The sequence below is a fragment of the Paenibacillus sp. J22P90 genome, from assembly GCF_059692195.1.
This window is the reverse complement of the sequence record NZ_JCAUAY010000003.1, coordinates 791,598-817,754: the sequence shown is the minus strand read 5'-3', so window position 1 is coordinate 817,754 and position 26,157 is coordinate 791,598. Positions and strand designations below refer to the sequence as shown.

At 46.1% G+C, this 26,157-nt stretch carries 22 protein-coding genes and 2 riboswitches; of the genes, 12 read left to right on the top strand and 10 right to left on the bottom strand.

Annotated features, from left to right (window positions below):
- Positions 1-14: 14 nt before the first annotated feature.
- The 8 genes from AC58UX_RS13815 to AC58UX_RS13780 all read left to right on the top strand — a co-directional run bounded on the left by AC58UX_RS13815 (position 15) and on the right by AC58UX_RS13780 (position 12,491).
- On the top strand, positions 15-1,136 hold the full coding sequence (locus tag AC58UX_RS13815; protein WP_497253483.1) for a hypothetical protein: 1,122 nt from the start codon (positions 15-17) through the stop codon (positions 1,134-1,136).
- A gap of 46 nt (positions 1,137-1,182) precedes the next feature.
- Positions 1,183-2,277, top strand: a complete 1,095-nt coding sequence (locus AC58UX_RS13810) for a glycoside hydrolase family 88/105 protein (protein ID WP_497253481.1) — start codon at positions 1,183-1,185, stop codon at positions 2,275-2,277.
- Between the two features lie 22 nt (positions 2,278-2,299).
- Positions 2,300-3,811, top strand: coding sequence for a glycoside hydrolase family 28 protein (locus AC58UX_RS13805; RefSeq protein WP_497253479.1), 1,512 nt, complete (start codon positions 2,300-2,302; stop codon positions 3,809-3,811).
- Positions 3,812-3,945: 134 nt separating this feature from the next.
- The gene (locus AC58UX_RS13800) at positions 3,946-9,333 is read left to right on the top strand and encodes a right-handed parallel beta-helix repeat-containing protein (RefSeq protein ID WP_497253477.1); all 5,388 of its coding nucleotides are present in this window, start codon (positions 3,946-3,948) and stop codon (positions 9,331-9,333) included.
- Between the two features lie 155 nt (positions 9,334-9,488).
- Complete coding sequence (locus tag AC58UX_RS13795) at positions 9,489-10,199, top strand: metallophosphoesterase family protein (RefSeq protein WP_497253475.1); 711 nt, start codon at positions 9,489-9,491, stop codon at positions 10,197-10,199.
- 71 nt (positions 10,200-10,270) lie between these two features.
- Positions 10,271-11,176, top strand: coding sequence for a GyrI-like domain-containing protein (locus AC58UX_RS13790; RefSeq protein WP_497253473.1), 906 nt, complete (start codon positions 10,271-10,273; stop codon positions 11,174-11,176).
- Between the two features lie 229 nt (positions 11,177-11,405).
- The gene (locus AC58UX_RS13785; protein ID WP_497253471.1) at positions 11,406-11,609 is read left to right on the top strand and encodes a type II toxin-antitoxin system Phd/YefM family antitoxin; all 204 of its coding nucleotides are present in this window, start codon (positions 11,406-11,408) and stop codon (positions 11,607-11,609) included.
- Positions 11,610-12,035: 426 nt separating this feature from the next.
- Complete coding sequence (locus tag AC58UX_RS13780; RefSeq protein WP_497253469.1) at positions 12,036-12,491, top strand: SRPBCC family protein; 456 nt, start codon at positions 12,036-12,038, stop codon at positions 12,489-12,491.
- 56 nt (positions 12,492-12,547) lie between these two features.
- Here AC58UX_RS13780 and AC58UX_RS13775 read toward each other — a convergent pair whose 3' ends face one another.
- From AC58UX_RS13775 to AC58UX_RS13755, 5 genes are all read right to left on the bottom strand, one after another.
- Positions 12,548-12,919: a DoxX family protein gene (locus tag AC58UX_RS13775; protein ID WP_497253467.1), complete on the bottom strand. Its 372-nt coding sequence runs from the start codon at positions 12,917-12,919 to the stop codon at positions 12,548-12,550.
- A gap of 65 nt (positions 12,920-12,984) precedes the next feature.
- On the bottom strand, positions 12,985-13,752 hold the full coding sequence (locus tag AC58UX_RS13770) for a DODA-type extradiol aromatic ring-opening family dioxygenase (protein ID WP_497253465.1): 768 nt from the start codon (positions 13,750-13,752) through the stop codon (positions 12,985-12,987).
- Positions 13,753-14,176: 424 nt separating this feature from the next.
- Positions 14,177-14,551 carry an ArsR/SmtB family transcription factor gene (locus tag AC58UX_RS13765; RefSeq protein ID WP_497253674.1) on the bottom strand — a complete coding sequence of 125 codons (375 nt, stop codon included), beginning with the start codon at positions 14,549-14,551 and terminating at the stop codon, positions 14,177-14,179.
- A 1-nt stretch (position 14,552) separates the two neighbouring features.
- The gene (locus tag AC58UX_RS13760; protein WP_497253463.1) at positions 14,553-14,975 is read right to left on the bottom strand and encodes an SRPBCC family protein; all 423 of its coding nucleotides are present in this window, start codon (positions 14,973-14,975) and stop codon (positions 14,553-14,555) included.
- Between the two features lie 31 nt (positions 14,976-15,006).
- A complete protein-coding gene (locus AC58UX_RS13755; RefSeq protein WP_497253461.1) occupies positions 15,007-15,384 on the bottom strand; it encodes a hypothetical protein in 378 nt (125 codons plus the stop codon).
- Between the two features lie 223 nt (positions 15,385-15,607).
- Between AC58UX_RS13755 and AC58UX_RS13750 the strand changes: the two genes are divergently transcribed.
- The 4 genes from AC58UX_RS13750 to AC58UX_RS13735 all read left to right on the top strand — a co-directional run bounded on the left by AC58UX_RS13750 (position 15,608) and on the right by AC58UX_RS13735 (position 20,394).
- Positions 15,608-17,113 (top strand): spore germination protein, encoded by a 1,506-nt coding sequence (locus AC58UX_RS13750; protein WP_497253459.1) that lies wholly within the window; start codon positions 15,608-15,610, stop codon positions 17,111-17,113.
- A 13-nt stretch (positions 17,114-17,126) separates the two neighbouring features.
- Positions 17,127-18,206: a GerAB/ArcD/ProY family transporter gene (locus AC58UX_RS13745; RefSeq protein ID WP_497253457.1), complete on the top strand. Its 1,080-nt coding sequence runs from the start codon at positions 17,127-17,129 to the stop codon at positions 18,204-18,206.
- Positions 18,199-19,308 carry a Ger(x)C family spore germination protein gene (locus AC58UX_RS13740; RefSeq protein ID WP_497253455.1) on the top strand — a complete coding sequence of 370 codons (1,110 nt, stop codon included), beginning with the start codon at positions 18,199-18,201 and terminating at the stop codon, positions 19,306-19,308. Before AC58UX_RS13745 ends, AC58UX_RS13740 begins: the two co-directional genes overlap by 8 nt.
- 99 nt (positions 19,309-19,407) lie before the next feature.
- Entirely contained in the window at positions 19,408-20,394 is a 987-nt protein-coding gene (locus AC58UX_RS13735; RefSeq protein WP_497253453.1) for a Gfo/Idh/MocA family protein, read from the top strand.
- A gap of 54 nt (positions 20,395-20,448) precedes the next feature.
- Here the strand turns inward: AC58UX_RS13735 and AC58UX_RS13730 are convergent, their stop codons facing one another.
- From AC58UX_RS13730 to AC58UX_RS13710, 5 genes are all read right to left on the bottom strand, one after another.
- Positions 20,449-21,342 (bottom strand): metal ABC transporter permease, encoded by an 894-nt coding sequence (locus AC58UX_RS13730; RefSeq protein ID WP_497253451.1) that lies wholly within the window; start codon positions 21,340-21,342, stop codon positions 20,449-20,451.
- Positions 21,335-22,276, bottom strand: a complete 942-nt coding sequence (locus AC58UX_RS13725; RefSeq protein WP_497253449.1) for a metal ABC transporter permease — start codon at positions 22,274-22,276, stop codon at positions 21,335-21,337. The genes AC58UX_RS13730 and AC58UX_RS13725 overlap by 8 nt, the downstream gene beginning before the upstream one ends.
- Positions 22,277-22,289: 13 nt before the next feature.
- Complete coding sequence (locus tag AC58UX_RS13720; protein ID WP_497253447.1) at positions 22,290-23,045, bottom strand: metal ABC transporter ATP-binding protein; 756 nt, start codon at positions 23,043-23,045, stop codon at positions 22,290-22,292.
- A 50-nt stretch (positions 23,046-23,095) separates the two neighbouring features.
- Positions 23,096-24,049 carry a metal ABC transporter solute-binding protein, Zn/Mn family gene (locus tag AC58UX_RS13715; protein ID WP_497253445.1) on the bottom strand — a complete coding sequence of 318 codons (954 nt, stop codon included), beginning with the start codon at positions 24,047-24,049 and terminating at the stop codon, positions 23,096-23,098.
- Between the two features lie 268 nt (positions 24,050-24,317).
- The gene (locus tag AC58UX_RS13710; protein WP_497253443.1) at positions 24,318-25,676 is read right to left on the bottom strand and encodes an APC family permease; all 1,359 of its coding nucleotides are present in this window, start codon (positions 25,674-25,676) and stop codon (positions 24,318-24,320) included.
- 88 nt (positions 25,677-25,764) lie between these two features.
- Positions 25,765-25,868: riboswitch (guanidine-I (ykkC/yxkD leader) on the bottom strand.
- A 190-nt stretch (positions 25,869-26,058) separates the two neighbouring features.
- Positions 26,059-26,157, top strand: a riboswitch (guanidine-I (ykkC/yxkD leader).

Genomic DNA, 26,157 nt, shown 5'->3' with positions numbered 1-26,157 from the left:
GGACAAGACAACTTATGACACAAGATCAAAGTGTAGAGATCAGCAAGCTGCTTGGCGAAATGGATCAATTGTTTGATGGTTTTGGAACGTGGCTTGGTAGGCAAAAGGATGCGGAAAGCGGCGGGTTTTATTACGCCGCAAGCTCCAGACGATTGCTGGGCGGCGCTCCAGACATTGAATCTACGGCGCAAGCACTGAACATTCTGGAACGCTGCGATTGGCTAGATGCGCTGTCGATGGACATGAGGCGCGGGTGTATCCGATTCTTTCAAAGCAAGCAAGAGGCATCGTCAGGTTACTTCTATGACGAGAACCCGCTGATGCGTGAAGATGAAGTGATGGTTGCCCGCGCCATTTCTTATAGCTTGAATGCGTTGCGCAAGCTTGGCGGGCAGCCGCTTCATGCACTGCCTTACGAAGCACAGCAAGCGCCGTCATATATGTCGTCACCGGATGACTATCTCACCTGGCTGAAGTCGGTTGAGCTAACGAATAGTTGGCGAGGCTGTGATCGCCTTTCGACCTCCAGCGTGTATGTGAAACAAGTAGAGCCAGAGAGCCGTAGAGCCGAGTTTGCACAAACAGCATTCGACTTCTTTGCCAATAAACAGGATTCTTGTACCGGTTTATGGGGGGAAGGATCTTATTATGTGCGGATTTCAGGGACGTTTAAGCTGCACATTTTCTATGACCACTTCAACGTTCCGCTGCCGGAAGAAGAACGAATTTATGAAAGCATCCTGTATGCCTTACGGCATGAGGAAGCGGTTGATATGTGCTATATTCGCAATCCGATTCACTTATTGTCCTATATGAAGTTATCCATTCCGCCTGAAGATTTGCGAGAAATCATCGCCATTACATTGGCCAATATGAAGCGTCTGCTTCGTGCAGACGGGGGCTTCTCCAGAGAGCTTGCCCATTCGCCAACAGCGCCTAACGTGGCGCAGGTGAAGGAAGGCGAATACTACCCTGGCATGCCGAAGGCTGTCCAGATCGGGGGAGGCGACGTGGAGGGCGATATGAACGCCGGCACACAGGCTTTGTTAATCCGTTCGGTTTGTTATCAGTTAGCAGGCAAGAAGGCACCTCCCCTAACCAAAGGGCCAATTTTTACCGAGCTGGAAAGAAATTGAAACGTTTAAATCCAATATTTTCTTTATAGGAAAGGGGAACCTCAACATGGCTCCTGTTCAAACGAAGACACCATTGGAGTGGGCACAAGCTGCCTGCGACTCGATCATGGACACGCATACACCGATGGAGCTGCCGCCCGCAGGACGCTGGCATTACCACCAAGGCGTATTCCTTTGCGGCATGGAAATGCTCGCGGAAGTGCAACAGGATGAACGCTACGACGCGTACATCCAAGGCTATGTCGATGGCTTAGTCGACGACAACGGCAGTCTCTATTTCGCCCGCGACGAGCTCGACGCGATGCAGGCAGGTCTGTTGCTGTTCCGCTTGGAGCAGCGCACAGGCAAGCCCAAATACCGCGTTGCGGCGGATAAGCTGCGCAACCTGCTCAAGACGCTGAACCTCACCTCCGAAGGCGGGTTCTGGCACAAAGATAAATACGCCAACCAAATGTGGTTGGACGGTCTGTACATGGCTGGCGTATTCTCGCTGAAATACGCGAACGCCTTCGGCGAGACGAGCTTGCGCCAAACCGTGCTGCACCAAGAGCAGCTCATGCGCAAGTACATGAAAGACGAGCGCACGGGTCTGCTGTACCATGCGTGGGACGAAAGCCGCCGCATGCCGTGGGCGAACCCCGAAACCGGCTGCTCGCCGGAATTCTGGGGACGTTCGCTCGGCTGGTACGGGCTAGCCGTTTCGCAATTCCTCGACGAATTGCCGGCTGACGAGCCAGGGCGCGAGGCGCTGGTGAAGTCGCTGTGCGATTTCGTATATACGATCATCCACTATCAGGATGCGGAAAGCGGTCTCTGGTATCAGGTAGTCGACAAAGGAGATCAGCCAGATAACTGGCTCGAGAGCTCCTGTACAAGTCTTTTTGTCTACACAATTGCTAAAGCCGTGAATCTCGGTGTCGTTGGCCGCGAATGCGCGAAAGCAGCCTTGAAAGGGTATGAAGGTTTGCTGCGCACGTTGAAATTCGACGAGCAGGGGAGAGTTATTTTGCCGCTGATCTGTATTGGAACGTCTGCTGGTGATTATGAGAACTACGTAACGCGTCCAACGAGTGAGAATGATCTGCATGGTGTAGGGGCTTTTGTCATGGCGTGCGTGGAAGTTCAGGCTTTGAATAAGTAAGGATCCGAAGGAGCGAGCAGCTATGGCGATCATTAACATAACAACATTCGGCGCTGTCGGAGACGGTGTAACGGATAACACACAGGCTATCGCGGCAGCGATTGAGGCCTGCTCTCTGCAAGGCGGCGGAACGGTATTCGTTCCAGCTGGTACGTATCTCACGGGCCGGATTGAGCTGCGCAGTTACATGACGTTGGAACTTGAGACGGGCTCCAAGCTGATGTTTATCAGCGAGTTCGACCAATATCCGCTCGTACAGACGCGCTGGTCGGGCTACGAGTGTTATGGCTACTCCCCGCTCATTTATGGGAGAGGCTTGAAGAAGGTGTCTATCAAGGGTGACGGGATCATCGATGGACAAGGCAGCGCTTGGTGGCAAGCGTATCGGGAGATTCGCAAAGGCGGCACATTGGACTCGGCACAGATGCGAGAGCTCAAGGTAAAGAATCAAGCCTTACGGGAAACCGTGAAGAGCAATATCGTGGAATGGCCCTCGCAATTTCTCAGACCGACTTTATTGCAGTTAATCGATTGTGAAGGTGTCAGACTCGAAGGCATCACGTTGCAGAACTCGCCATTCTGGAATACGCATCTCGTGTATTGCGATGATGTTCAGCTTCACGGCGTTTCGATTAAAAACCCGAATGATACACCGAATGGCGATGGACTGGATGTCGACTCTTGCCGGAATGTCCGTATCTCGGATTGCTTCTTCGATGTTGGGGATGATTGCTTGTGCATCAAATCCGGTATCGATGCAGATGGCCGCAGGGTAGGCAAACCTTCAGAGAATATCGTGATTACCAACTGTACGATGCTAAGAGGACATGGCGGTGTCGTGCTCGGCAGCGAGATGGCAGGCGGCATTCGCAATGTGGTCATTTCAAATTGTATTTTTACAGGGACCGATCGCGGCATACGGATGAAAACGAATCGCGCTCGCGGCGGGTATATTAAAAATGTTTTAGTAAGCAATATCTACATGGAAGATGTGTTCTGTCCGTTGACCATCAACTCGTTCTACCGGCACGGGGTTGACGAAAGTGATCCGTTGATCAGCAGCCCGGATGCGGTTCCTATTACCGAATGCACGCCGGTCATTGAACATATACGGATTCATCAAGTGACATCGAAACGGACACGCGCCGCTGCAGGTTTTCTCTACGGATTGCCGGAAATGCCGATTCGTGATGTTCAACTTGCACACGTTAACATTGAGATGACGTTAGATCCATCCGAGATGGGGGATGAACCCGACATGGTGCGCGAGAAGCTCATCATGGCTGGCGATGGCATGCTTTGTAAGCATGTGGAAGGCGTGGAATTCCATCATGTTCGGATTGAGACGCGACAAGGTCCTGCGCTGCGGCTAGAAGATGCGAGGGATGTTGACGTGAACGATTTGAAAATGAAGCAGAAGCACCCCGCAACCCCAGTTGTAACTATAACACGCGGAAACGATGTTTTCGTCACAGGTAGGCAGTCTATGGAGTCTGGTTATTTGGAAGAAGAGAAAGCAACAATTCGCTCGTAGGAGTGACTTTGGGTGAAGAAGGGCGCCGGTGGCGTCCTTCTATCCGAGTTGCTGTGGGGAGCAGTGACAAGCCAGCAATAATGTAAGCGCATTCAGTTTGATTTGATTCTTTTGATAATAAGGAGGGACGTCACTTGAAACAACAAAAACGATTGTTTGCTACCGTTTTGTCGCTTATTTTACTATTTTCAATGATTCCATTTAGTGGATCTGCTGCAGCTCTTGGGGATTGGCAATATAGCGTGTTTGGAGGGAATACGAGTTCTTCAAAAAATACCTCTATCACCAATGCCGATGGGTCAATTACTCTGAAAGCTGTTAACGGAGGGAAAATTGCGAGTTCAGATGAGGGGCTATCTTTTTACTACAAACAGTTAAGCTTACCTGCTGATGCTAACTTTGAAATGCGTGCGAAAGCAAAAGTAACTAGTTTTACTAATCCGGCAAATACCCCTAACCAAGCTTCTTTTGGGTTGATGGTCAGAGGAAACATCGGTTCAGGAACAACAGCTACCACATCCAATTATGTGGCGGTTGGTGGGGTAGGTGTTGCTGCAGTCCCAGCTACGGGTACCCCTGCTTCTACCGTTACCCAAGTCGTTTATAAAACGGGAGCTACTTCATTTACATCGGGGCAGGGTACGCAAGCGAAATCGAATGTGTTTAGTAATGTGAATGACCCCATTGAAGGTGAAGAATATGATATTTCGATTAAAAAAACAGGAAATGCCTATCAACTAACGATGAATGGGCAAAGTCAGACCGTATTCCTTGATTTATTTTCCCATTCCGTATATGCCAATAAGGCTTATGCAGGTTTTTATGTAGCGAGAGATGCGGAAGTCACGTTTAGTAATTTTGACATTAGCGTAGATGCTCATGTACCTACGAGTATTACACTAGATAAAACGGCAATGAAAACCACGTATTTGAAGGATCAAAGTTTTGATGCAACTGGATTGATCGTACAATCAGTAACTGGTTCTGTTTATGAGGTATTATCACCTAATGATTATATCATTACAGGGTTTGACAGCAGTAAGGTTGGAACCAATACGATTACAGTCAACTATAACGGTGCCGTCAAAACGATTGACCTCACGATTTCTCCTTTGACCGTTACCACATTGAATACGACATTAGTTCCTGCCAAAACGGTGTATTACACAAGTGATCAATTTGATCCAGAAGGTCTAGTCGTTACAGCAGGATATGATTCAGGCAGCAGATCGGATCTTACTAGCGATAAATACACTGTCTCGATTTCGAATGCTACAGTTACTGGAGCTACGTACACGTTCGACACCCCAGGATTGAAAACCGTTACGATCAGATCGACGGAGACTCCTGCACAAACGACAACGTTTAACGTGACGGTGAAAGATGCTTTGCTCACTGGTTTAGAAATCGCACAACCACCGCAAAAAACGCTTTATTATCTCGGTGATGCTTTCAAACCTAACGGAATGGTTGTCTATGCGAAATACAGTGATAATTCGAAAATGAGATTAATGTCTAGCGAATATGCTTCTGTACTTGATACGAGTACTGCAGGGGCAAAGCAGGTTGTAATCTCTTATAGAGGACAACAAGCTTCCTCCAATGTTACGGTTAAACAAAAAGCACTAACAGGGATCAAAGTCATCCAATATCCTAAAACGACTTATCTAATCGGTGAAGATCTAGTCACGACTGGATTAAGCGTATCCAAAGTATATGATAATTTGGTTACAGAGACTCTAACGGGCTTCTCCATCGATGCTTCCGCTTATAATAAAAATAGCGCAGGAACGTATGAGATTCGAGTTGTTCCTACAGATACAAGTATTACGCCAATTACATATAAAGTGGTCGTAAGAGCGCCTGTGCAAGCGCAATGGAACTCTATAAGATTCGGACAATCTACAACGGCTGCCAGCAATACCATAACGCCTAACGCAAATGGAACTGTAAACCTTGTAGCCTTAGAGGGTGGCGGTAAAGTTACCGGTGATCATGATGGGATCTCCTTCTACTATACGGAACTTGATGCCGTTCAAGATAACTTTGAATTATCAGCAGATGTGAAAGTTACCCTTTTTGCTAAAAACCCTTATGATGGCCAAGAATCCTTTGGAATTATGGCTAGAGATGCAATTGGAACACCTGGTGATTCCAGTGTATTCGCTTCTAATATTGCAGCGATTGGTGGGTACAGCGGAGGAACAACCAAGCCGATTGGAACTCAATTGTTTGTTAGAACCGGTGTGGAAGCTAAGGATGGCACAGGCAGTAAAGGGATTCAAAGTACTATGCTGAAAAATGAAAGACCAGCGACAGCTACTACTAGCCCTGCTGTTGCATACAAACTTACGCTCGCAAAAACAAATAGTGGTTTTACAGGGAAATTGAATACAGGTACAGAAGAGCAGTTCTTTGTTCCTGACATCATGAACGTCCAAGATTCCAAGATGTACGTTGGGTTTTATGCAGCTCGACTTGCGACGATTGATGTAAGCAACATCCAATTGAAAGTAACAGCAGCAGAAGCGGATGCACCTAAGGTGGAAGGACCCAAAACATCCGTTACACCTGATCTACAAATCTTATCCTTGGATAAAACTTCAAAGACAGACTATGATTTAACGATTAAGCCTAATGTGAACGGTACGGTTACGATTAAAAAAGGTGAAGACGTGATTGCGCTGGATAGAACTGTTGAAGCTGGCAAAACGATTACGTTGAAAACTTCAGTTGCGGTGGACGCAACTACGAATTTTAGCGCTACTTTTTTACCTGATGATACACAGCTTCTAACCTCATATGGCAGACTGGTGAAAACCTTCTCTGTCACGATGAAAACATTTGCTCAGGGCGGAGATATTTATGTCTCTCCAACGGGTACAAGTGCAGGAACAGGTACCATCTCCAGCCCGTTAGACCTTGACACAGCTATCGCTTATGTCAGTGCGGGTCAGAAGATCATTGTGCAAGATGGCAGATATGTTCGCAAGTCCAAACTAGACATTAAGAAGGGCAACGATGGTACAGCCAGTGCCAAGAAATCGCTTATTGCTGCTCTAGGCGCAAAACCTGTCATTGACTTTGCTAGAAAATCCGAGGGTGTTGTATTAAGCGGGGATTACTGGCACGTGAAAGGGATTGATTTTAAACGCTCGGCTGGCAATACGAAAGGCTTTACGGTTGGCGGGAATTATAACCTCGTTGAGAACAGCCGATTCTATTCGAATGGTGACACGGGACTACAGATCAGCAGCACAGATGGATCCACGGATAAATCGACATGGCCGTCGTACAATCTGATTTTGAACAATGAATCCTTCGATAATATAGATCCATCAAATAACAATGCCGATGGCTTTGCGGCAAAACTGACAGCGGGCGTAGGCAATGTTTTCAGAGGTGATATTGCTCACAATAACATCGATGACGGTTGGGATCTTTATACCAAAGTGGGTTCAGGTGCGATAGGCGCTGTTACGATTGAGGATAGCATCGCTTATAATAACGGTACTCTAACGAATGGCAGTAGAGGTGAAGGCGACAAGAATGGTTTCAAGCTTGGTGGAGAAGGCATTCACGTACCTCATCTCATTCGAAATAGCATCGCTTTTGGCAATGGTGCCAATGGTTTTACAAGCAATAGTAACCCAGGTGTCAGAGCTGAAAATAATATTGGCTTTAACAATGCCAAAGGCAACTTAAGCTTTACAACGTATGCAGGCATACCTACGGATTTCACGATTAATGGTTTTGTATCCTATCAAAAAACGGTATCAGTCAAAGATAGTTATCCAGCGGAATTAAAAGCTGACAATAATTTCATGTTTGACGGTTCTAAATCCGTTAACAAATCGGGTGTTCAACTGACAGATGCCAACTTTACAAGTTTAGTACCTGTTGATTCGTACACGAGAGAAGATGACGGCAGCATCATCTTGGGGACTTTCCTGCAATATATCTCACCGCTTTCTGCACCGACAAGCTTGATTGCTAGAGCAGGTGACACAAGAGCGATTCTAAGTTGGAATACCGTCACGGGTGCTGCGTATTATAACGTGTATCGTGGGATGGCTGCCGATGGCTCCTATGAAAAAATTGCAACAGACGTTACGAACGTAACGTATACCAATGGCGAATTAACGAACGGCACCACTTATTATTACAAGGTAAACGCAGCGAACGCTGTAGGAGAGGGTCAATATTCGAATGCAGTAGGTGTAGTGCCTGGCAAAGCTAGTGATAACACACCTGGATACTCCACGGCCCCTGCAGCTCCAACCAGCACCGATGATGGTGTGCAAGTGTCAATCCCACCGGTGATGCAAACGATCAACGGGAAAACCGTGGCGGTAGTTACGGTGGATAGAAGTACGCTCAGCAAAGCTTTTGATGTACTTCAAACAAAAGAATCCAAAGATCAAAAAATTATGATCGAAGTAAAAAGCAGTGAAGGAGCAGCTAAGGTTCAGATTGAGGCTGACGCGTTGTCGGCAGGTCTGGAAAACGCGCCAGATACGGTATTATCCATAAAAAGCAATGAAGTAACGTACAGTCTACCTGCCAAGTCGTTGGATCTTGCAGAGATAGCTGAAACGCTTGGTACCGACGTAAGCAAGGTGAAAATCAATATCTCGATTGAAAAAGTAACTGGCGGGGCAGCGGATCTGATAAACGCTAAAGCCAAACAAGCAGGGTTATCCCTTCTTTCCGGTGCAGTTGATTTTACCATTACCGCAGAAGGCAATGGTCAGACGACAACAGTGAACGATTTTGGAAATACATACGTGCCAAGATCGATTACGCTTGTTCAAACTACAGATTCCAATCAGCTAACAGCGGTGTTGTACGACCCGGAAACGGGGGAGATGACTTTCGTTCCTGCGATTTTTACAATCGTGAATGGCAAAACAGAAGTCACGATTAAACGTCAAGGTAATAGTATCTATGCTGTTGTTCAATCTTCCAAAACGTTCGATGACGTGAAAGGGCATTGGGCAAAAGCGGATGTGGAATTACTTGCTTCCAAATTGGTCATTCAAGGAGTAAGTGACACTCAGTTCGCACCGAATTCCAACATCACTCGCGCCGAATTCGCAACACTTCTAGTCAGAGCGCTTGGCTTAAACGAAGAGGCATCAACGCGTTTCACGGATGTACCTGCAAACAGTTGGTTTGCGGGGGCAGCAGGCGCATCGGCTAAAGCTGGTTTGATTGAGGGCTTTGAAGATGGCTCTTTCCGACCAAATGAGCGCATTACGAGAGAGCAGATGGCGGTAATGATAACGCGGGCGATAAAATTTGCTGGCAAATCAGCTGTAGTTGATCTCAAGCAATTAGAGAAATTTACGGACAGCAAGGGATTGAGCGTATGGTCTAGAGAAGCTGTTGCAGGAGCGGTAAGCACTGGGATTGTGAATGGTGTTACCGATACGACGTTTGTTCCGGCAGCATCAGCAACCCGAGCGGAAGCCGCGGTCATGCTGAAAAGATTCTTGCAATATGTTCAGTTTATCAATTAATTCATGTTTGAAGGGCGCCCGCTAAGGGCGTCCTTTTTGCTGCCTCCACGTTCATTCCCATAATTAAGGAAGCTCGAAAGTGACGATATATGCTAAAATAAGCTACATACATGGGTATTGGGAGCTAGACAAGAGAACATCAGGGGGAACTGTCTATGAAACGAGTATTAGCGGTAAGCGATATACACGGCTGTGTGCATGAATTTAAGGAATTACTAGATAAAGCAAAGTTCAATGCGGAAGAGGATCAGTTGATTTTGCTAGGGGATTATGTGGACCGAGGGCCAGCGAGTCGGGAGACCGTGGAACTGGTGATGCGTTTGGTGCGTGACAAAGGTGCGATTGCGCTTAAAGGGAACCATGATCAACGGTTTTTAGAAGTGCTGGGCGAGACGGACGCCTTGACGGAAATGAAGTTTTTTGAGCATGGCGGCATTCAGACTTTTCAAAGCTTCTGCGGCGTTAGGGATTTTGATTTGAAAACAGCCAAAGAACGCATTCGGATTACATGCGGCGAGCATATAGCCTTTTTACGGGGGTTGCCGCTGTATCACGAGACGGACACGCATATTTTTGTACATGCTGGGCTCAATCCTGCTTATGCAGACTGGAAAACACAGCCGGAGCGGGATTTTCTCTGGATTCGCGCGCCATTCGTACAGCAGAAAACGGTTGTTAAGAAGCCTGTTGTTTTCGGGCATACGACGACGAAGGAGATTCATAGCAAAGCGGAAGTGTGGTTTGATACGGATAAAATTGGGATCGATGGCGGATGTGCTTACGGTTTGCAGCTGAATCTTCTGGAGATTAAGGGGAAGAATCAGTACAAGACTTACTCCGTTGCTTCCAAAGGAAGTTGGAAATAGGAGCAAGAAATATCAAGAAGCGTAGTTCTAAATGGCGTAAACTGAGGTTACCAAGCTGAAGGGGGCAAAGGATGGACACCAATTATGAGTCGCGGATTCAGATGACGCTGGATCATATTGAGGAACATCTTTCGGGACCGCTGTCCGTAGAGTGTTTAGCCGAGGTAGCTTGCTTCTCTGCCTTTCATTTCCATCGTGTCTTTCAAACCATGGTGGGGGATGCTGTGATGGAGTATGTTCGCAAAAGAAGGTTAGCGAGAGCGGCTTATCAAATCGCACATACGGAGCAGAAATTGATCGATATTGCCTTCGATAATGGCTTTGGATCCCCAGAGAATTTCACACGGGCATTTAAAAAGGTGTTTGAACTGACGCCGCTTGCCTACCGCAAGCAAGGTATCAGGCCACCTAACTATTCCAAAGTGAATGTGCTGGATCGGAAGTTTAATCCCTATTTAGGAGGAATACGTATGAACTACGCGTTAAAAACAAAGCCGGCTTTTAAGCTCATTGGATATGAACTGAAGACCTCGTGCAAAGAGGGGCAAAATCACCGCGATATCCCGGCTTTTTGGCAGAAGTATATGCAGGAAGGGCTGGGACAACACATCCCGAACCGCGTTCACACAGGTCTGCCAGTTGAGCTTGGGATCTGTGCAGATTTTGATCTGGAGAGCGGGGAGTTGACCTACATCATTGGGATGGAGGCAACGAGCTTCGAGAATGTGCCGGCGAATCTGGTGTGCCGTGAGTTTCCAGAAGCGAATTATGCTGTATTTACAACACCGAAGGTGCCACAGGATCAGTTTGTTGCTTCAATTCAGACTACGTGGCATACGATTTTCACGGAATGGTTCCCTCATTCAGGTTATGAGCATGCGGGAGGCGCCGAGTTTGAGTACTATGATGAGCGCTGCCATGCTAACTTGCATGAGCTTCTGGAGATGGATATTTATATCCCGATCAAGGCGAAGTAGGCAGGCGAAAAGAATAAGTGCAAGCTGTAATATTGGAGGAATCATTTGTCACGGAAATGACATCTGAATTTCATCTCCCTTTAAGGTTCGGAACCTATAATGAAATTCGACCCCCTTTTAAATATATATACCTTTAGACCTGCGGCCCGTTGCTGTGGGTCTCTTTTTTTGTGAATAATGATATTTAAATATTGATAGAATAATGATGTATTGAAGGAGATTGTATGGAATGAATATTAAGCCTTCCACTTCAATTAATCAGGATTACAATGGGTTTTCAAAATACTGTCATGAACTTGATGAGCCAGTCTTAATAACACTTAACGGGGAAGCCGATTTAGTTGTTATGAGTCATGAGACATATCGACGAATGGAAGCTCGTATTAAACTGCAATCGAAACTATTGATAGCTGAGGATACAGAGGAAGATTAATCCCGCAAAAGAATAAGGAAAGTGACGATACTGTAATAATCCACCTCATTTTGCATGGGCGTAGAGATTACCTGCGCGAATTGTTGGCTCATTTGAATAGATTAAGCTGTTTGGATTCAAAAAGTCACCTAAATGGTGACTTTTTGAATTTTTAGAGAACCTACCTTTAGCCAACCCGCATCGATTGCGAATCAAAGCCTCTTTGCAAGCGGAACGTAAATATTCCAGCGAGCTAGCTAGAGAGGTTGGGTTGAGTCGGCCCTTGAATTCCACAAAAAGCAGGTACCAGTAAAGGCGATCCATTTTGAAGAATTTTCTTTTAGATGAACAGTAACCGCTATTGACCCTGTGGTGCACCCAACGGTTTATTATTTTGGTGGGAGGGAAAGATGAGTTTCTAGCATCATCGGGAAAGGAGGAACAAGTATGTTGGAATGGAAAGAAGATATCGTAATTAATACAGGACTTGAGAAGGTTTGGGCCTTATTTTCGGACAACCAGATTAAGAGAGTAATGCCGAAAGTTGAAGAGCATACGCTGATTGAGAAGAGTGAGAGAGAAGCGGGCGCTAAGCATCGGCAGTCATATCGTGAAGGGAAACGTGTGGAAACGTATATCGTCGAAACACTTGCGTATGAAGATCAGGCGAACGAGAAACGGAAGACAATTAGCTTTGTATTGGGAAAAGCGTTCGAGATCAAGCTTACTTTCAGGTTAATTAAGATTGATGATACGCATACGAAGTTTATTTATGAGGGTCATAATAAAGGCGTGAATTTTGTTGGAAGAGCGATGTTGAAGCTCGGCACCCAGAAAAGCAATAATAAAGTCGTGCGTGAGTTTATGCAAAGGGTTGAAAATGAGGCGATGAAGCCCGAGTAGGGTTCGTTCGTTTCAATGTTAAAAAAGCGTACGGGCCATTGGCTCGCACGCTTTTCTTATATCCATTCTCGCTCCCGGCCAGGCGAACTCCTCACAACGATGAATATCGCCATCGCTAGGAAGATCATCGGCAATACCGCGGTGCGCATCCCCTCATGGGAGCGGATGTGGGTCAACATGGCGCTTGCCATGATCATGGCGATAACGCCAGCGGATAAGAGCGCAATCCGCGGGTGCCACAGGCCGATGATCAGGCCGATGCCGGCGACGAGTTCGACGGCGCCGACGATGTACATAAAGCCTACACTATACCCGTAGGTCGAAGTGAAGATTTTCATCTGCAGGTCATGGGTAGACAGCTTCAAAATCCCGAACATGACATACGCTGCTGCCAATAAGATTTGAATGATGCGAGTCGTCCATGTCAAGGCCAGAGCACCTCATCTTGTTGAAAGTGGTTCTGTTAGCATGTGCAGCCAAGCCATTTTCATACTTAAAATGAAACGGCCAGATAGCTCAGGTTGCCAACCTCATAGCTGCGATGAATGATCTCGACAGGCCGCTTAGGGTCGCCGCTGCCCATCGTGATGAAAAGCGGGATGAAATGCTCAGGGCGCGGCACCGCCATCTTCGCATTGGGTGCTTCTGCGGCGTAGTTGAACAGCGCCTCTAGGTTCTGAGCTTGCATGTTCGCGGCAAGCCAATCGTCAAAAGCAACCGCCCATGCATCCGGTTCCGTGGCATTCCAGTTCAACGCGCGCAGGTTGTGCACGGTGGCACCGCTGCCGACGATCAGGATATCTTGCTGATCTAGTCCGCGCAGCGCCTCACCGATTCGGTACTGCTCCGCAGGCGGCAGATAAGGATTCACGGACACCTGGATGACAGGGCATTCAGGTGTAGGGAACATCCGCAGCAACGGCACCCATGAGCCGTGATCTAGGCCGCGCGTGCGATCGAGCTGAACCGGGATGCCTTTGGCTTGAAAACGCTCCGCGATGGATTGGGCAAGAGCGACATCACCTTTGGCTGGATATTTGATTTGAAATAGCTCATCGGGAAAGCCGCGGAAATCGTAGATCGTTTCGTATACATCATTCGTAGAAGAAATGGTGAGCACTTCTGTTTCCCAGTGTGCGGTGAAGATGACAATTGCTTTAGGGGACAGCTTTGAACCGTAATCAAGTAAAAATTGCGTACAAGCGGTATCCTGAAGAGCCATCATCGGTGAACCGTGACCTACAAAAATCGGTGAAATCATGCTACACATCTCCTTTGTTTATCACGTATATATTTATTTACTTTAATATATTTAATTACTTTATGTAACTAATAATACGCTTGGCGAGAAGTTTAGTCAAGTAAGTTAATTACTTTTTGTAAGTTTAATGAGGTTGATAAAACTAACTGGATTTTCTCCATCTAATTTCGTGAGAAATAGCCCCCATCAGACTACTACCTGCATTTCCTCCAGTTAATTTCTTCAATTCTAGCTCAAATTGCCGAATTCACCTAAATTAACTCCAGATTTTCCATCTAGTTGGCAATATAAGCCGAATTCGCCGAGATTAGCTGGAGGTTTTCCAGTTAATTCTCTTGCGCCGCGCTACGTCTTTCCACTCCCTCACCGTGCACCGCTGCGGCCATCGCGACACAAAAAAGAGCCCCTTGAGGGACTCTTCTGCCTATTTCTCCGGATCCACAATCTCTAAACCACCATACGTGAGTCCGTCTGTATCATCATCCTGCTCAACGAAACGTTTAAGCACGTTAAGTTTATTTTCCCAGTAGCGCTCATAAAAGGAGAGCCAACGCTTGAGCTCCATCAGCGGCTCGGCTTCCAAGCGGTACCGCGTTTCGCGGCCCACTTTGCGTTCTTTCACGAGGCCTGCCTCAGCCAGAATGCGAAGGTGCTTGGAAACGGCCGTGCGGCTCATAGGAAAATGACTGGAGATGACGGTGACAGGCATTTCCTCCTCGCCGAGCAGTTGAAGCACTTGGCGACGCGTAGGATCGGCGATTGCCTGGAAGACGTCGTGCTTCTGCGCAGGAATAGCCATCTTAAGCCTCGATGAAAGCAGTAAGCCTTTGGACGATGCCTGCCCAGCCTTGCGCCATAGTTTCACGAACCGTATCATGCGGTTGACCGAATTCTGTGACCTTGTCGATATCCCAGCCGCCGTGGGTGAGGGTGAATTCGGTTTTGCCTTCGAGATCGGTCAATTCAAAGGTCAGGAACCAGTCTTTCCCCCAAGAAAAAGTTAACCGGTTCGGGGGATCCAGCTCAGTGACCTTACAAGGTGATTTGCCGAAAGGTCCAGCTTCCAAGTGGAATTCATAGCCGAGCTCCGGCATGAAATTATTCGGCATGAACCATACGGCGATGCCTTCAGAAGTCGCTACTGCATTCCAAACCTTTTGAATAGGCGCATTAAAAATAAGTGTTTGTTTAATATCAGGCAGTGTTTGCATTTGATTTTCCATCGTAATAGGCCTCCAGTAATCGTGTAGTTATTTATTTGCTTTTTACCTTGCTCTTATGACGAAACCGCAACGCCGACCATTTGTCATCCACTGCGACATTGCTGACCGCTCGATAATCCGTCAGACCGCTAACCAATTCGAATAAGCTGTCTCGGTTAATATCCGTTTTGATCTTCGAGCTTTGTTTCGGATACGTGATCCAGAACAAGGCGTCCTCGTTCAAATAGGTAATTGCTTTATGGACCCAAGTTTCCACTTCACCAGCATTGCTAACAAAAAGCTGAACAAAATCATAAGGGCCACTTGGCTCCCCAATCTCCTCAATCCCCAGTGCATAGCCTTCGGGCGATTGCAGGACGAGAGCGCGTCCATTTTTGTAACGTAGTTTTTTCAGCAGTTCTTCCTGCATGAGTCAATCTCCCTTCGGCTTGAAGTACATCTACTTAGTTTTCCCGCAAAATCACCTTTCCATCGCCTCAGAATAACGCGAAACCATTTGGTTATTTGTCCATTATATGAAACCATTTGGTTTCATGTCAAGGTAGAAGCCGAAGAGCAACTTTTGGGCAAAATGGAATATTTTAAGCGGAACTGCTCAGAATAAAAGAAAGCTTTAGGTGGGGGGGCGTCGTATGGCCTTATGGGATCGTTTATTATTTTCTTTTTCGCGGAAAATGGACAAAGAGCCAACACGGTTTGAGATACCTGCCACAGATGAACCTACAGATACGAAGGAATCGTTATCACTCGCTCATATTTTGGATCAATTTAAAGATTGTGTCGATATATTTCATCGAAACATACCTAGTATTCAAGTGGACATTGTCTATATTCCTCATTTGATTGATCTCATGCTATTTTCACGGGAAATTATAGACCCTTTATCCAACGTGCAGATAGAGGATCTAAGTCGCATTTTGGAACAATCTCAATTTGAAGAAACGAATGATCCAAAAAAAATTGTCATTGCGATATTGTCTGGGCAAGCGGCTATTTTTCATCAGGAGAAGGTATATCTATTTTTTGCCTATGGTCCTGAAGCAAGGAGCGTGCAGCAGTCTGAAACGGAGACGGTTATCACAGGGCCGCATGATTCGTTTACAGAGACAGCGGGGACGAACCTTTCTTTAGTACGAAGAAGGGTGAAAAGCTCCCATTTAAAGGTGATCAAGCTGGAAGTCGGTGAAGTCACCAAAACCATCGTATTCGTCTTATATATCAAAGATATTGTAAATATGGAGCTTGTCGACGAATTCGTTCGTCGGATTCGAGGTATCGAGATTGATGCTGTCTATGACGGCAATATGTTTTCACAGTATATCGATGATTTTCCGAACTCGTTATTTCCGCAATTTTTAATCACAGAGCGTCCGGATACGGCTGTTTCCAAATTAGTCGCGGGTCGCTTGCTAGCTATCGTAGACGGCAGTCCAGCAGTGGTTATCGCTCCGACGGCTTTCTTTGATTTCTTTTCCTCCGCAGATGACTATTATCAGAGATGGTTGATCGGGACCGCTACAAGGATGCTTCGGTTTATCGCCTTTGTGATCACGATTACATTTACAGCTATTTATGTGTCGGTGACGACCTATCATTATGAGATGATTCCCGAGGCTTTGATTTTAACGTTGAGAGAATCACGCAGCAGGGTGCCCTTTCCTCCGGTTATTGAAGCCATGTTGATGGAGATTACGATAGAACTATTAAGAGAAGCTGGGGCGCGTTTGCCAACCAAAATTGGACAAACCATCGGTATCGTTGGCGGTATTGTTATCGGTCAAGCAGCTGTACAAGCGGGGCTGACCAGTAACATTCTCATCATTGCCGTGGCTTCATCAGCAATCTCGTCTTTTGTTATACCAAGTTATGTGATGAGTGCATCGATTCGACTAATTCGCTTTGGTTTAATATTGCTGGCAGGCATATGGGGGAATTTCGGTCTGATGTTGGGAATCGCCTTTATTGTAATCCATTTATGCGGGTTGACAAGCTTAGGGACATCCTATCTATCCCCGTTTGCTCCAACGAAATGGGGCGATTGGAAAGATGTTTTCATTCGTGGTCCTTTCTCTATGTTGTCAGTACGGCCGGATCAAGTGAAAACTGCCAATGCCAAGAAGAATAAAATGAGAAAATAAGGATGATCTGGGCGTGAATGAGAAGCTGAACGGTTTCCATATCTTCATTTTGATCCATATGATCCAGGTTGGTGTGGGGATCTTTGCTTTACCGCGTATTGCCGCCGAATATTTTGGCTATAACGGTTGGCTCATGCTTGTGATTATTGCGGCCATCGTCGCCTTCAATATTTATCTGATTTGGATCGTGTGGAAGATGGGAAAAGGAGCAAGTATTTTTGCCATTTTTGAAAGCTGCCTGCCCAAATGGGTTGTTTATCCCATATATGTCATTTTGGCAGTTACGTGGTCATTTACAGCCAGTCTGGTTGCTAAACAGTATGTGCTTATATTTCAAGTGACCGCATTTCCGACAGCCAACCCGATGATTTTCATGTTCTTTATCTCGCTGCTTGCGTATTTATTGATAAACAAAGGCATTTACGCGATTGGTAAGGCGGGTACCGTGTTTTTCTTTATAGTGATGTGGATGATGCCTTTGGAAGTTACGTTTTATAATGATTTGCCACTGTCACGATACACGCACTATGTGTTTAAAGAGGGCAAGGAGTACTGGCTTGGGGCTTTCAATCTATTTGGTTCTTTCTTGGGATTTGAGCTGTGTATCATGTTGTTCCCGTATGTTCAGCATAAAACGCGCTTTTTCACAAGTGTACAGCTAGCGAATGTGTTTAGCTTTCTGATTTATTTGGGTGTGACTCTGATTTGCTTTGGCTTCTATAGCTTGCAGCAGTTGAAGTTAATCATGTTTCCTTTCATTGACTTACTTGCCTATATAAAATTTCCTTTCATCGAGCGAGCGGAGAATATCCTCTTTAGCTTTCTACTTCTCAGGGTTCTTATTACGATTGTGATGTATCATTGGTCAGCAAGCTTGTGTTTGCAGCAAATATTCAAAAAAAGGAAGACGGAACGAATCACGCTATATATGATGGGGATTACGTATCTCATCTCGTTCATTCCAAGTGTGTTGGATGAGGTTGGTAGATGGTTGTTTATTGCTACTTATTTTAATACGGCTTATACCTTTGTTCTACCGCTTAGCTTAATTGGCATTCTCTCCATTCAAAGGTGGCGAAAACGTCTTGCGTAACATTCGGTTTCAATGGCTGATGATTTGTGTACTACTGATGACGATGACGGGCTGTGGAAGTGACCAGCGGATCTTAGAGAAGATCGGTTTAACCCATACGACAAGTTTTGATTTAATGCCCGGCGGGATGCTTCGGGTGACGAATAGCATTCCTCTCGCTGTAGGTGAAGGTTTAAAGCCGAGGGAAGTGTTGACGACCGTTACAGATAGCAGCAAAGGGGCTAAGGTAGATCTTGCTAGGCAGAGTCAGTTGGTTTTAGTCAGCGGCCAGATGCGCAATATTTTGTTCGGTTTGTCCCTTGCAAAGCGAGGGTTTTGGGATGATATTGATACGCTAGTGAGAGATCCTTCCGTTTCACCGCGGGTCAAAGTGACCGTTGTGGATGGCAATGCCAATGACTTATTAGTCAAAACGTACAGCAATTACCTGCGAACAGCGCAGTATATTGATCGAATGATGGAGTCAGAATCGAAATTTCAGAGCATTCCGAAGGTCAGTTTATATGAGTTCACGAGAGATTATTATGACGATGGTATTGATCCTGTTGCTCCTATCATTAAAGATATTGGCGAACATGTGAAGATAGATGGGATTGCCTTATTTCGCGATGATCGTTATCAGATGAAGATAGCGGCGAAAGATGCACTTTATTTTGCTATGCTGAGTAAAAATTTCAAATTAGGCTCTTTGCCGATGACGCTAAGTGAAGAGAATGAAAATAAAGAGCTTGTGCTGTTCGATTCGGTGATAAGTAAACGAAAGGTTCGCGTGGCACGTGAGGACTCGGGTGCGTTTAAAGTGAGTTTTCAGATTGCAGCAAGCGGTACTATTTTGGAATATAGGGGGGATTTGAAAATCAGCAAGGAAGAGGATCGGCGTAAACTTGAAGCTAAAATTGCACAGAAAATTACCGGTCGCATGGAAGCGATGGTGAAGGATATGCAGAAGCATAATGTGGATAGCCTTGGGGTGGGCAATGCTGTAAAGAATTCGATTGCTTATAAGGAATGGAAAGCGATGGACTGGCGCGAGGTGTACCCTCATGTTGAGATTCAATGTCAAGCGAAAGTGAAAATCAAGCATTATGGGAAGTTTCAGTGATTGTAGTGATTGCGGAAAAGACAAGACAATTTGAATTCGGAGGTTGAATTTGATAGGGTAAGTCATAGAATAAAGCAAGATAAAGGAGTCATGGGGAAAATGATACGATTTGCAGTTATTGGTACAAACTGGATCACAGAGGAATTCATACATGCGGCGCTCGAAACGGGAGAGTTCGCATTGACAGCGGTATACTCCCGCACGGAGGAAAAAGCTGCCGAATTCGCGGCGAAATTCGATGTAGCGCATCGATATACAGATTTGACTGAGTTTGCGCAAAGTGATGCGTTCGATGCAGTGTATATCGCGAGTCCGAACTCGCTGCATGCGGAGTATGCTGTTCACTGTATGAAGCATGGCAAGCATGTCATTTGCGAAAAGCCTGCGGCTTCCAACAGCGCTGAGCTGGCGGCAATGATTGATACCGCGCGCAGCCATCAGGTTGTGTTCATGGAGGCGTTGAAATCAACGCTGATGCCGAATTTTAAAGTCGTTCAAGAGAATTTACATAAGCTTGGTACAGTTAGACGTTATTTTGCAAGCTACTGCCAGTACTCGTCCAGATATGATGCGTACAAGCAAGGGACTGTGTTGAATGCGTTCAACCCTATCTTCTCAAATGGCTCCATGATGGATTTAGGGGTTTATTGCATCTATCCGCTGGTTGTGTTGTTCGGGGCACCGAAGAACGTGAAGGCGAATGCCGTGATGCTGGAGTCTGGCGTTGATGGCGAAGGCAGCTTGCTGCTGAGCTACGAGGGGATGGATGCGGTCATCCAGCATTCCAAAATCGCCAGCTCTTACCTGCCTGCTGAAATTCAAGGCGAGCTAGCGACCATGGTGATTGATAAAATCAATCAGCCAGAGAAGGTTCAGATCCGTTACCGTGACGGCTCTGTCGAGGATTTGACGCAGGAGCAGAGTGCTAGAACGATGCGCTACGAGGCGGAGGAATTCAGCCGACTGATTAAGGCGGGCGAGCTGGAGTCTCCGACGAACTCGCATGCGAATTCCAGCGCGGCGATGGCGATCATGGATGAGGCGCGGAAGCAAATCGGGCTGGTGTTCCCGGCGGATCGGAAGTAGGAAATAAAAGAATAAACCACTCCTAATACGACTTTGGGAGTGGTTTATTTGTTGTTATACGGATTCTGGCGTCATGCCAGATAAACCGCGTTTTTGACGGATTTTACGGATAATTAATCCGTTGGTTGGTGATAAGAGGAAAGCGAGGGCGAACATAGCGCCTGCCACACTAATCATACAGCCTGCAATGGAGGCGTCCAGTAAGTAGGCAACATAATAGCCAATTACGGAGGAAATAACCCCTACAGTCATACTCAGCATGATCATAACACTGAGTTTTTCAGTTAACAGATAGGCGGTAGCTGCAGGTACGATCAACATACCGACAACGAGAATGGCGCCAACACTTTCAAAAGAAGCCACAGTCGTGATCGAAACTAAGCCCATCAACAGATAGTGGAATAGTAAGACCGGAATGCCCACTGCCGCAGCAAGAGCCGGATCGAACGAGCAGAGTTTAAACTGTTTATAAAAGAGGCCAATGACAAGACTGCTCAGGATAAGTGCAAAGCCAACTGCCCAAACCGCTTTGGGTCCGATGCTAATACCCCCAACTTCAATCGTGTTCCACGGCACATAGGCGATTTCGCCATAGAGCACACAATCCAAATCTAGATCGATTTGTCTTGTATACAAACTGACGAGCACAACGCCAATGGAGAACATGGCCGTGAACACAACTCCGATAGAAGCATCCGACTGCACACCGCTTTGTTGGAAAAGTTGAATTAAGAACACCGTAATGAGACCGATTACCGCAGCGCCGATCAGCATGAAGATGGAACCCCTAGAACCGCTAATTAGAAAAGCGATAACGATGCCCGGAAGCACGGAATGGCTGATCGCATCACCAATCATGGCCATTTTACGCAGTACAAGGAAGCAGCCAACTAAGGAACAAGCGGCTGCGACAAGTGCAGCTGTGAGGATAATCCACAGATCATTCAACAGGACTCACCTCTTTTGCTTTGACGAAGTGCTCTGGTCCGTTCTGGATCTTTTGTTTCATGGACGATTGTCTAATCAGTTTAATGAGAAGCCCTCGTTTAGGAGCGAAAAAGAGAGAGATGACGAATACCAGCGTAGCCGCGAGCACACTGAGTGGCCCTGTAGGCAAGTTGCTGCCCATCGTACTTAAATAAGTCCCTACAAAGCCGCTAAATGCTCCGAATAAGCCAGATAGGATGACCATTAAGCCCAATTTTTCCGTCCAATATCTTGCCGCTACAGCTGGTGTAATCAACAATGCCGCCATTAAGACGACGCCTACGGCTTGAATGCCGACAACGACTGCAACAACAATGAGGAACATCATGAAATGATCCAGGATCGCTACAGGGAATCCTAAACCTCTCGCATAGCCGGGGTCAAAGCTCAATAATTTAAATTCTTTAAAAAATAATGTACACACACCAACTAATAAGAAAGAAATAATGGCCATTGTCATAACATCGGAGTGAACCATGGATGCCGCTTGACCGAATAGAAATTTATCTAATCCGCTTTGATTGCCGCTTGAACTATGCTGAATCTGCGTCAACAATACGATGCCTACCCCGAAAAAAACGGACAATACAATACCTAACGCCGAGTCATTCTTGATTTTAGAATATCGCGTAATCCATCCGATGCTTAGGGTTGCAAGTAAACCAGCTATAGCTGCTCCGATCAAGAAGAAAAGGATCGATTTGGAGCCGGTAATCATAAAGGCTACGCACACACCTGGCAGGGCCGCGTGCGATAATGCATCGCCCATTAACGATTGTTTGCGTAAATAAGCAAAACTGCCTAACACTCCGCTGCTTAGTCCCAGTAATGAGCATCCGAGTAATATCCATCGCGCATTCGGATCTAACCATAAGTGAAGCAATGAATCCAACATGTAGCTCACCTCGCTATCCTATTTGCATTCCGGTATCTTCTCGATCCCAAATCGCTAGTTTACCGCCATACGTTAATTGCAATTTATCCTTCGTAAATACTTCATTCGTCGGCCCGATATCCACAAGACCTACATTCAGCAGGATAACCCAATCGAAATACTCTTTGACAGTCGATAAATCATGATGAACAACAAGTACGGTCTTCCCTTGTTTCTTCAGCTCACCGAGCAGAGTGATGATCGCCTTTTCGGTAGCGGCATCAACACCTACGAAGGGTTCATCCATGAAATATAAGCTGGCATCCTGTGCTAGTGCTCTCGCTAAGAAAATACGCTGCTGCTGTCCGCCGGACAGCTGACTGATTTGTCGGTCTGCGAAGTCAGCCATCCCAACTTTCTCCAGACAAGACATGGCGATTTGTTTTTCTTTATTTCCCGGTCTGCGGAACCAGCCTAAGTGTCCATATCGGCCCATGGTTACGACATCAAGCGCATTCGTGGGGAAATCCCAGTCAACGGACTCTCTTTGCGGCACATAACCAACTAGCTTGCGCTGTTCCTTGTAAGGTTTACCATATATCTTCACTTCACCTGAGAGGCTCGGAATTAAACCGAGGGCTGCTTTAATTAAGGTCGACTTTCCTGCGCCATTCGGACCCACAATGCCAATTAATTTACCTTCAGGGATCGTTAAGGAGACTTGTTCCAAAACAGGTTTCTTATGATAAGCGACAGTCATGTTGTGTATCGATAGCGGAGCATGTTTCATGTGTTTTCCTCCAATACGATTCTATTTCAAACCGTTCTTTGCCTGTGTGGCTATTTTAGCGCCTTGACGATGATATCCACATTGTGACGAACCATCCCCACATAAGTGCCTTCCGGTGTTCCTGCTGCGCCCATCGCATCAGAGAATAATTCTCCTCCAATTTGAATCTGGTGCCCTTTTTCTTTCGCACCTTGGATAACCGCTTCAATGGATTTCTTAGGCACACTGGATTCAACGAATACAGCTTTAATTTTTTTCTCGACTAAGAAATCTCTTAACTGACTTACATCCTTAGATCCGTATTCCGACGCTGTACTAATCCCTTGCAGCCCCTTCACTTGAATGTGGTAAGCATCCCCGAAGTAACCGAAAGCATCATGAGCCGTTACGAGAACGCGGGATGCCTCAGGAATTAAAGCAATTTGCTCAGTCGCATAGCGATCTATTTCTTCAAGCTTCACTAAATAAGCGGCAGCATTTTTGGTGTAATCTTCTTTATGAGCAGGGTCTAACGCGATGAGGGAATCTCGGACTTGCTCGGTTGCTTTCATCCACAGCTTCACATTAAACCAGATGTGCGGATCGTACTCCGTTGCCATCTCGGCACCGGAGCGCAAAACTTTACGATCGATTTTTTCCGATACCGCAACGGTCGGTTTTTCTTTACCCATTTTCTCTAAAATCTCAACCATTTTACCTTCAAGGTGCAGACCGTTATAGAAAATAATCTGAGCATCATCTAACTTTTTAATATCGCCCTGTGAAGCTTTATACAAATGGGGATCGACACCAGCATTCATAAGTCCGGTTACTTTCACATGCGTTGAACCAACATTCTGGACGATGTCAGTAATCATACCTATCGTTGTAGTGACTTTAATCTCCTTCTCCGTCGAGGTTGATGTTTTTCCAGCGTCTCCACATGCCGATACGGTTAATAACACGCCTAATAAGGCAACAGCAGCACTCTTTTTCCAAAAACCTCTTAAAGTCATCACGTTCATTTCGTTATGTCCTCCCCGATCTTTCGCTTTTTTCTAATGCGCAATTTCAAATTTGTGCAAGCCCACAATTGTTGACTTCGGGAAACATTTATTTCTTATATTATTATCCAAATATGAAAAAGTTGCAATAGGGAAACAAATTTATGTTGATACATTTTTTTTAGTCCAAACCAAATTTCATAAACGAAGTGTTATCACAAATAAAAAAACAGTTGGAGTCATATCACTCCAACTGTTTTGCGTTGTACTGTGCAGCTGCGATAACCAACTATTTCAACGTGCCAACGTGCTGTGCACTTCCGGGCAAGCGCTCGGTCGCAACAGCGGGGCTCTTCATCAGAGCGGCACGCTTTTGAATCAGGTGATACACGATTCCCATCAGCAGCCACGTGCCGCCCATCCACAAGGCATCCTTATCCAGCAGGGACAGCAGATAGCTGATGAATCCAGCGCCAAGCAGGGGAAGCACGAGATACAGAAGCGTTTGCTTCGGCGAACGTTGGCGTTCTTTCAAATACTTCTGCGCGATGACGGACACGTTGACGAAGAAGAAGGCGGTAAGCGCGCCGAAATTCACGAATTTCACAGCATTATCTAGGGAGATCACGAGAGCGAGCAGAGAGACGGCGCTAACGATCACAATGTTGATGACGGGTGTATTGAACTTCGGATGAAGGAACGCGAATACCCGTTTAGGCAGTACGTTGTCTCGCCCTAACACGAAGAGGAGGCGCGACACGCTGGTAACCGACGATAACCCTTGTGTGAAAATCGCCAGAATCAAAACAGTGAGGAACACGGCACTCAATGCGGCTCCGCCAACCATTTTAACAAGTTCAAAGCCTGCGGCATCGATATTTACGAATGTTAGATGTGGATACACCAGTTGAGTTAGGAATGACGGTACTAAGTAGAGAACACTGGCTGTGATGATGATGATCATGATCGCTCGCGGAATGGTTTTCTCCGAGTTGACCGTTTCCTCAGCCATCGTTGTCACGGTATCAAAGCCTAAGAAAGAGAAACAGATAATCGAAGCGCCAGCGAGAATGGTAGAGAACGGTACATCCGTTTGCAGAAAAGGCTGAAGCGGGTGAATCTCACCAGCGCCAGAAAGGTTTCGGAATAGAAAGAAGCAGAATACGGCAATAAACACAATTTGAATCCAAACGAACAATTTGCTGATATTTGCAGAGAATTTGATGCCAATGATATTAATGAGGCCGAGGACGATGTTAAGCCCGATGATCCACACGTAAGCGGGAATGGACGGGAACTGAGCATGCAGGTAAATGCCGAAGGTTAGGCACGCGATGATGGGGGAAAAGAAGTAATCAAGGAGCAAAGCCCATCCGACTAGGAAGCCTAGGTAGGGATGGATGCTTTTTTTGGTATAGGTGTACGCGGAGCCGGAGGTCGGAAACACCTTGGACATCACACCATAGCTATATGCGGTGAAAAAGATGGCGATGAAAGCGAGTAGATAGGCTTGCGTTAGCATCCCATGTGCATTTTCGTACGCAATACCATAGATGGAGAAATAAATCATCGGGGTCATCCAAGCAAGCCCCATATAGACGACTTGGTATAAGCTTAGCGACTTGCGTAGTGTAACTTCTTGAGTCATAGCGGTAACACTCCCTCATCAGTGGTTGGCCGTGAACACGGGAGCAGCATATATGCAAAAAAGCCAAGGGGATATCTAACGTGCAGATATCTCCCGGGCTTTTATCCCTCCGTGAACACAGTCTTTAGCTGTGCGTCCTCTCTTGGTCCAGACCGAAACGAGGTGCTTCGCGGAACCCTAGAAGACTTTCTATGTAATGTTTCATTACTTATGAATATGATGAACAACCATTTCATTAAGGATGTTAGCTATTTCTTATTTATGTAAGTTAATATAACACATTGTATGAAACATGAGAAGTATTTTATGTTAAACAGGTAAAATTATTAGAAGTTATTGACACATATCATCGTCGATGTTATGTTTAGTAACACAAACGAATACGATTGTTTACTAGGGTTCCGCCGGTACGAATCGGGCTGGTCCGAGAGTAAACCACTCTTGAGAGAGAGTGACACGGAAGGATAAAAACCTGGGAGAT

Excerpts from the sequence above, each read along its gene's own strand:
- AC58UX_RS13815 (WP_497253483.1), top strand. The coding sequence starts at position 15 with ATGACACAAGATCAAAGTGTAGAGATCAGCAAGCTGCTTGGCGAAATG.
- AC58UX_RS13810 (WP_497253481.1), top strand. The coding sequence starts at position 1,183 with ATGGCTCCTGTTCAAACGAAGACACCATTGGAGTGGGCACAAGCTGCC.
- AC58UX_RS13805 (WP_497253479.1), top strand. The coding sequence starts at position 2,300 with ATGGCGATCATTAACATAACAACATTCGGCGCTGTCGGAGACGGTGTA.
- AC58UX_RS13795 (WP_497253475.1), top strand. The coding sequence starts at position 9,489 with ATGAAACGAGTATTAGCGGTAAGCGATATACACGGCTGTGTGCATGAA.
- AC58UX_RS13790 (WP_497253473.1), top strand. The coding sequence starts at position 10,271 with ATGGACACCAATTATGAGTCGCGGATTCAGATGACGCTGGATCATATT.
- AC58UX_RS13785 (WP_497253471.1), top strand. The coding sequence starts at position 11,406 with ATGAATATTAAGCCTTCCACTTCAATTAATCAGGATTACAATGGGTTT.
- AC58UX_RS13780 (WP_497253469.1), top strand. The coding sequence starts at position 12,036 with ATGTTGGAATGGAAAGAAGATATCGTAATTAATACAGGACTTGAGAAG.
- AC58UX_RS13770 (WP_497253465.1), bottom strand. The coding sequence starts at position 13,752 with ATGATTTCACCGATTTTTGTAGGTCACGGTTCACCGATGATGGCTCTT.
- AC58UX_RS13765 (WP_497253674.1), bottom strand. The coding sequence starts at position 14,551 with ATGGCTATTCCTGCGCAGAAGCACGACGTCTTCCAGGCAATCGCCGAT.
- AC58UX_RS13760 (WP_497253463.1), bottom strand. The coding sequence starts at position 14,975 with ATGGAAAATCAAATGCAAACACTGCCTGATATTAAACAAACACTTATT.
- AC58UX_RS13755 (WP_497253461.1), bottom strand. The coding sequence starts at position 15,384 with ATGCAGGAAGAACTGCTGAAAAAACTACGTTACAAAAATGGACGCGCT.
- AC58UX_RS13750 (WP_497253459.1), top strand. The coding sequence starts at position 15,608 with ATGGCCTTATGGGATCGTTTATTATTTTCTTTTTCGCGGAAAATGGAC.
- AC58UX_RS13735 (WP_497253453.1), top strand. The coding sequence starts at position 19,408 with ATGATACGATTTGCAGTTATTGGTACAAACTGGATCACAGAGGAATTC.
- AC58UX_RS13725 (WP_497253449.1), bottom strand. The coding sequence starts at position 22,276 with ATGTTGGATTCATTGCTTCACTTATGGTTAGATCCGAATGCGCGATGG.
- AC58UX_RS13720 (WP_497253447.1), bottom strand. The coding sequence starts at position 23,045 with ATGAAACATGCTCCGCTATCGATACACAACATGACTGTCGCTTATCAT.
- AC58UX_RS13715 (WP_497253445.1), bottom strand. The coding sequence starts at position 24,049 with ATGAACGTGATGACTTTAAGAGGTTTTTGGAAAAAGAGTGCTGCTGTT.
- AC58UX_RS13710 (WP_497253443.1), bottom strand. The coding sequence starts at position 25,676 with ATGACTCAAGAAGTTACACTACGCAAGTCGCTAAGCTTATACCAAGTC.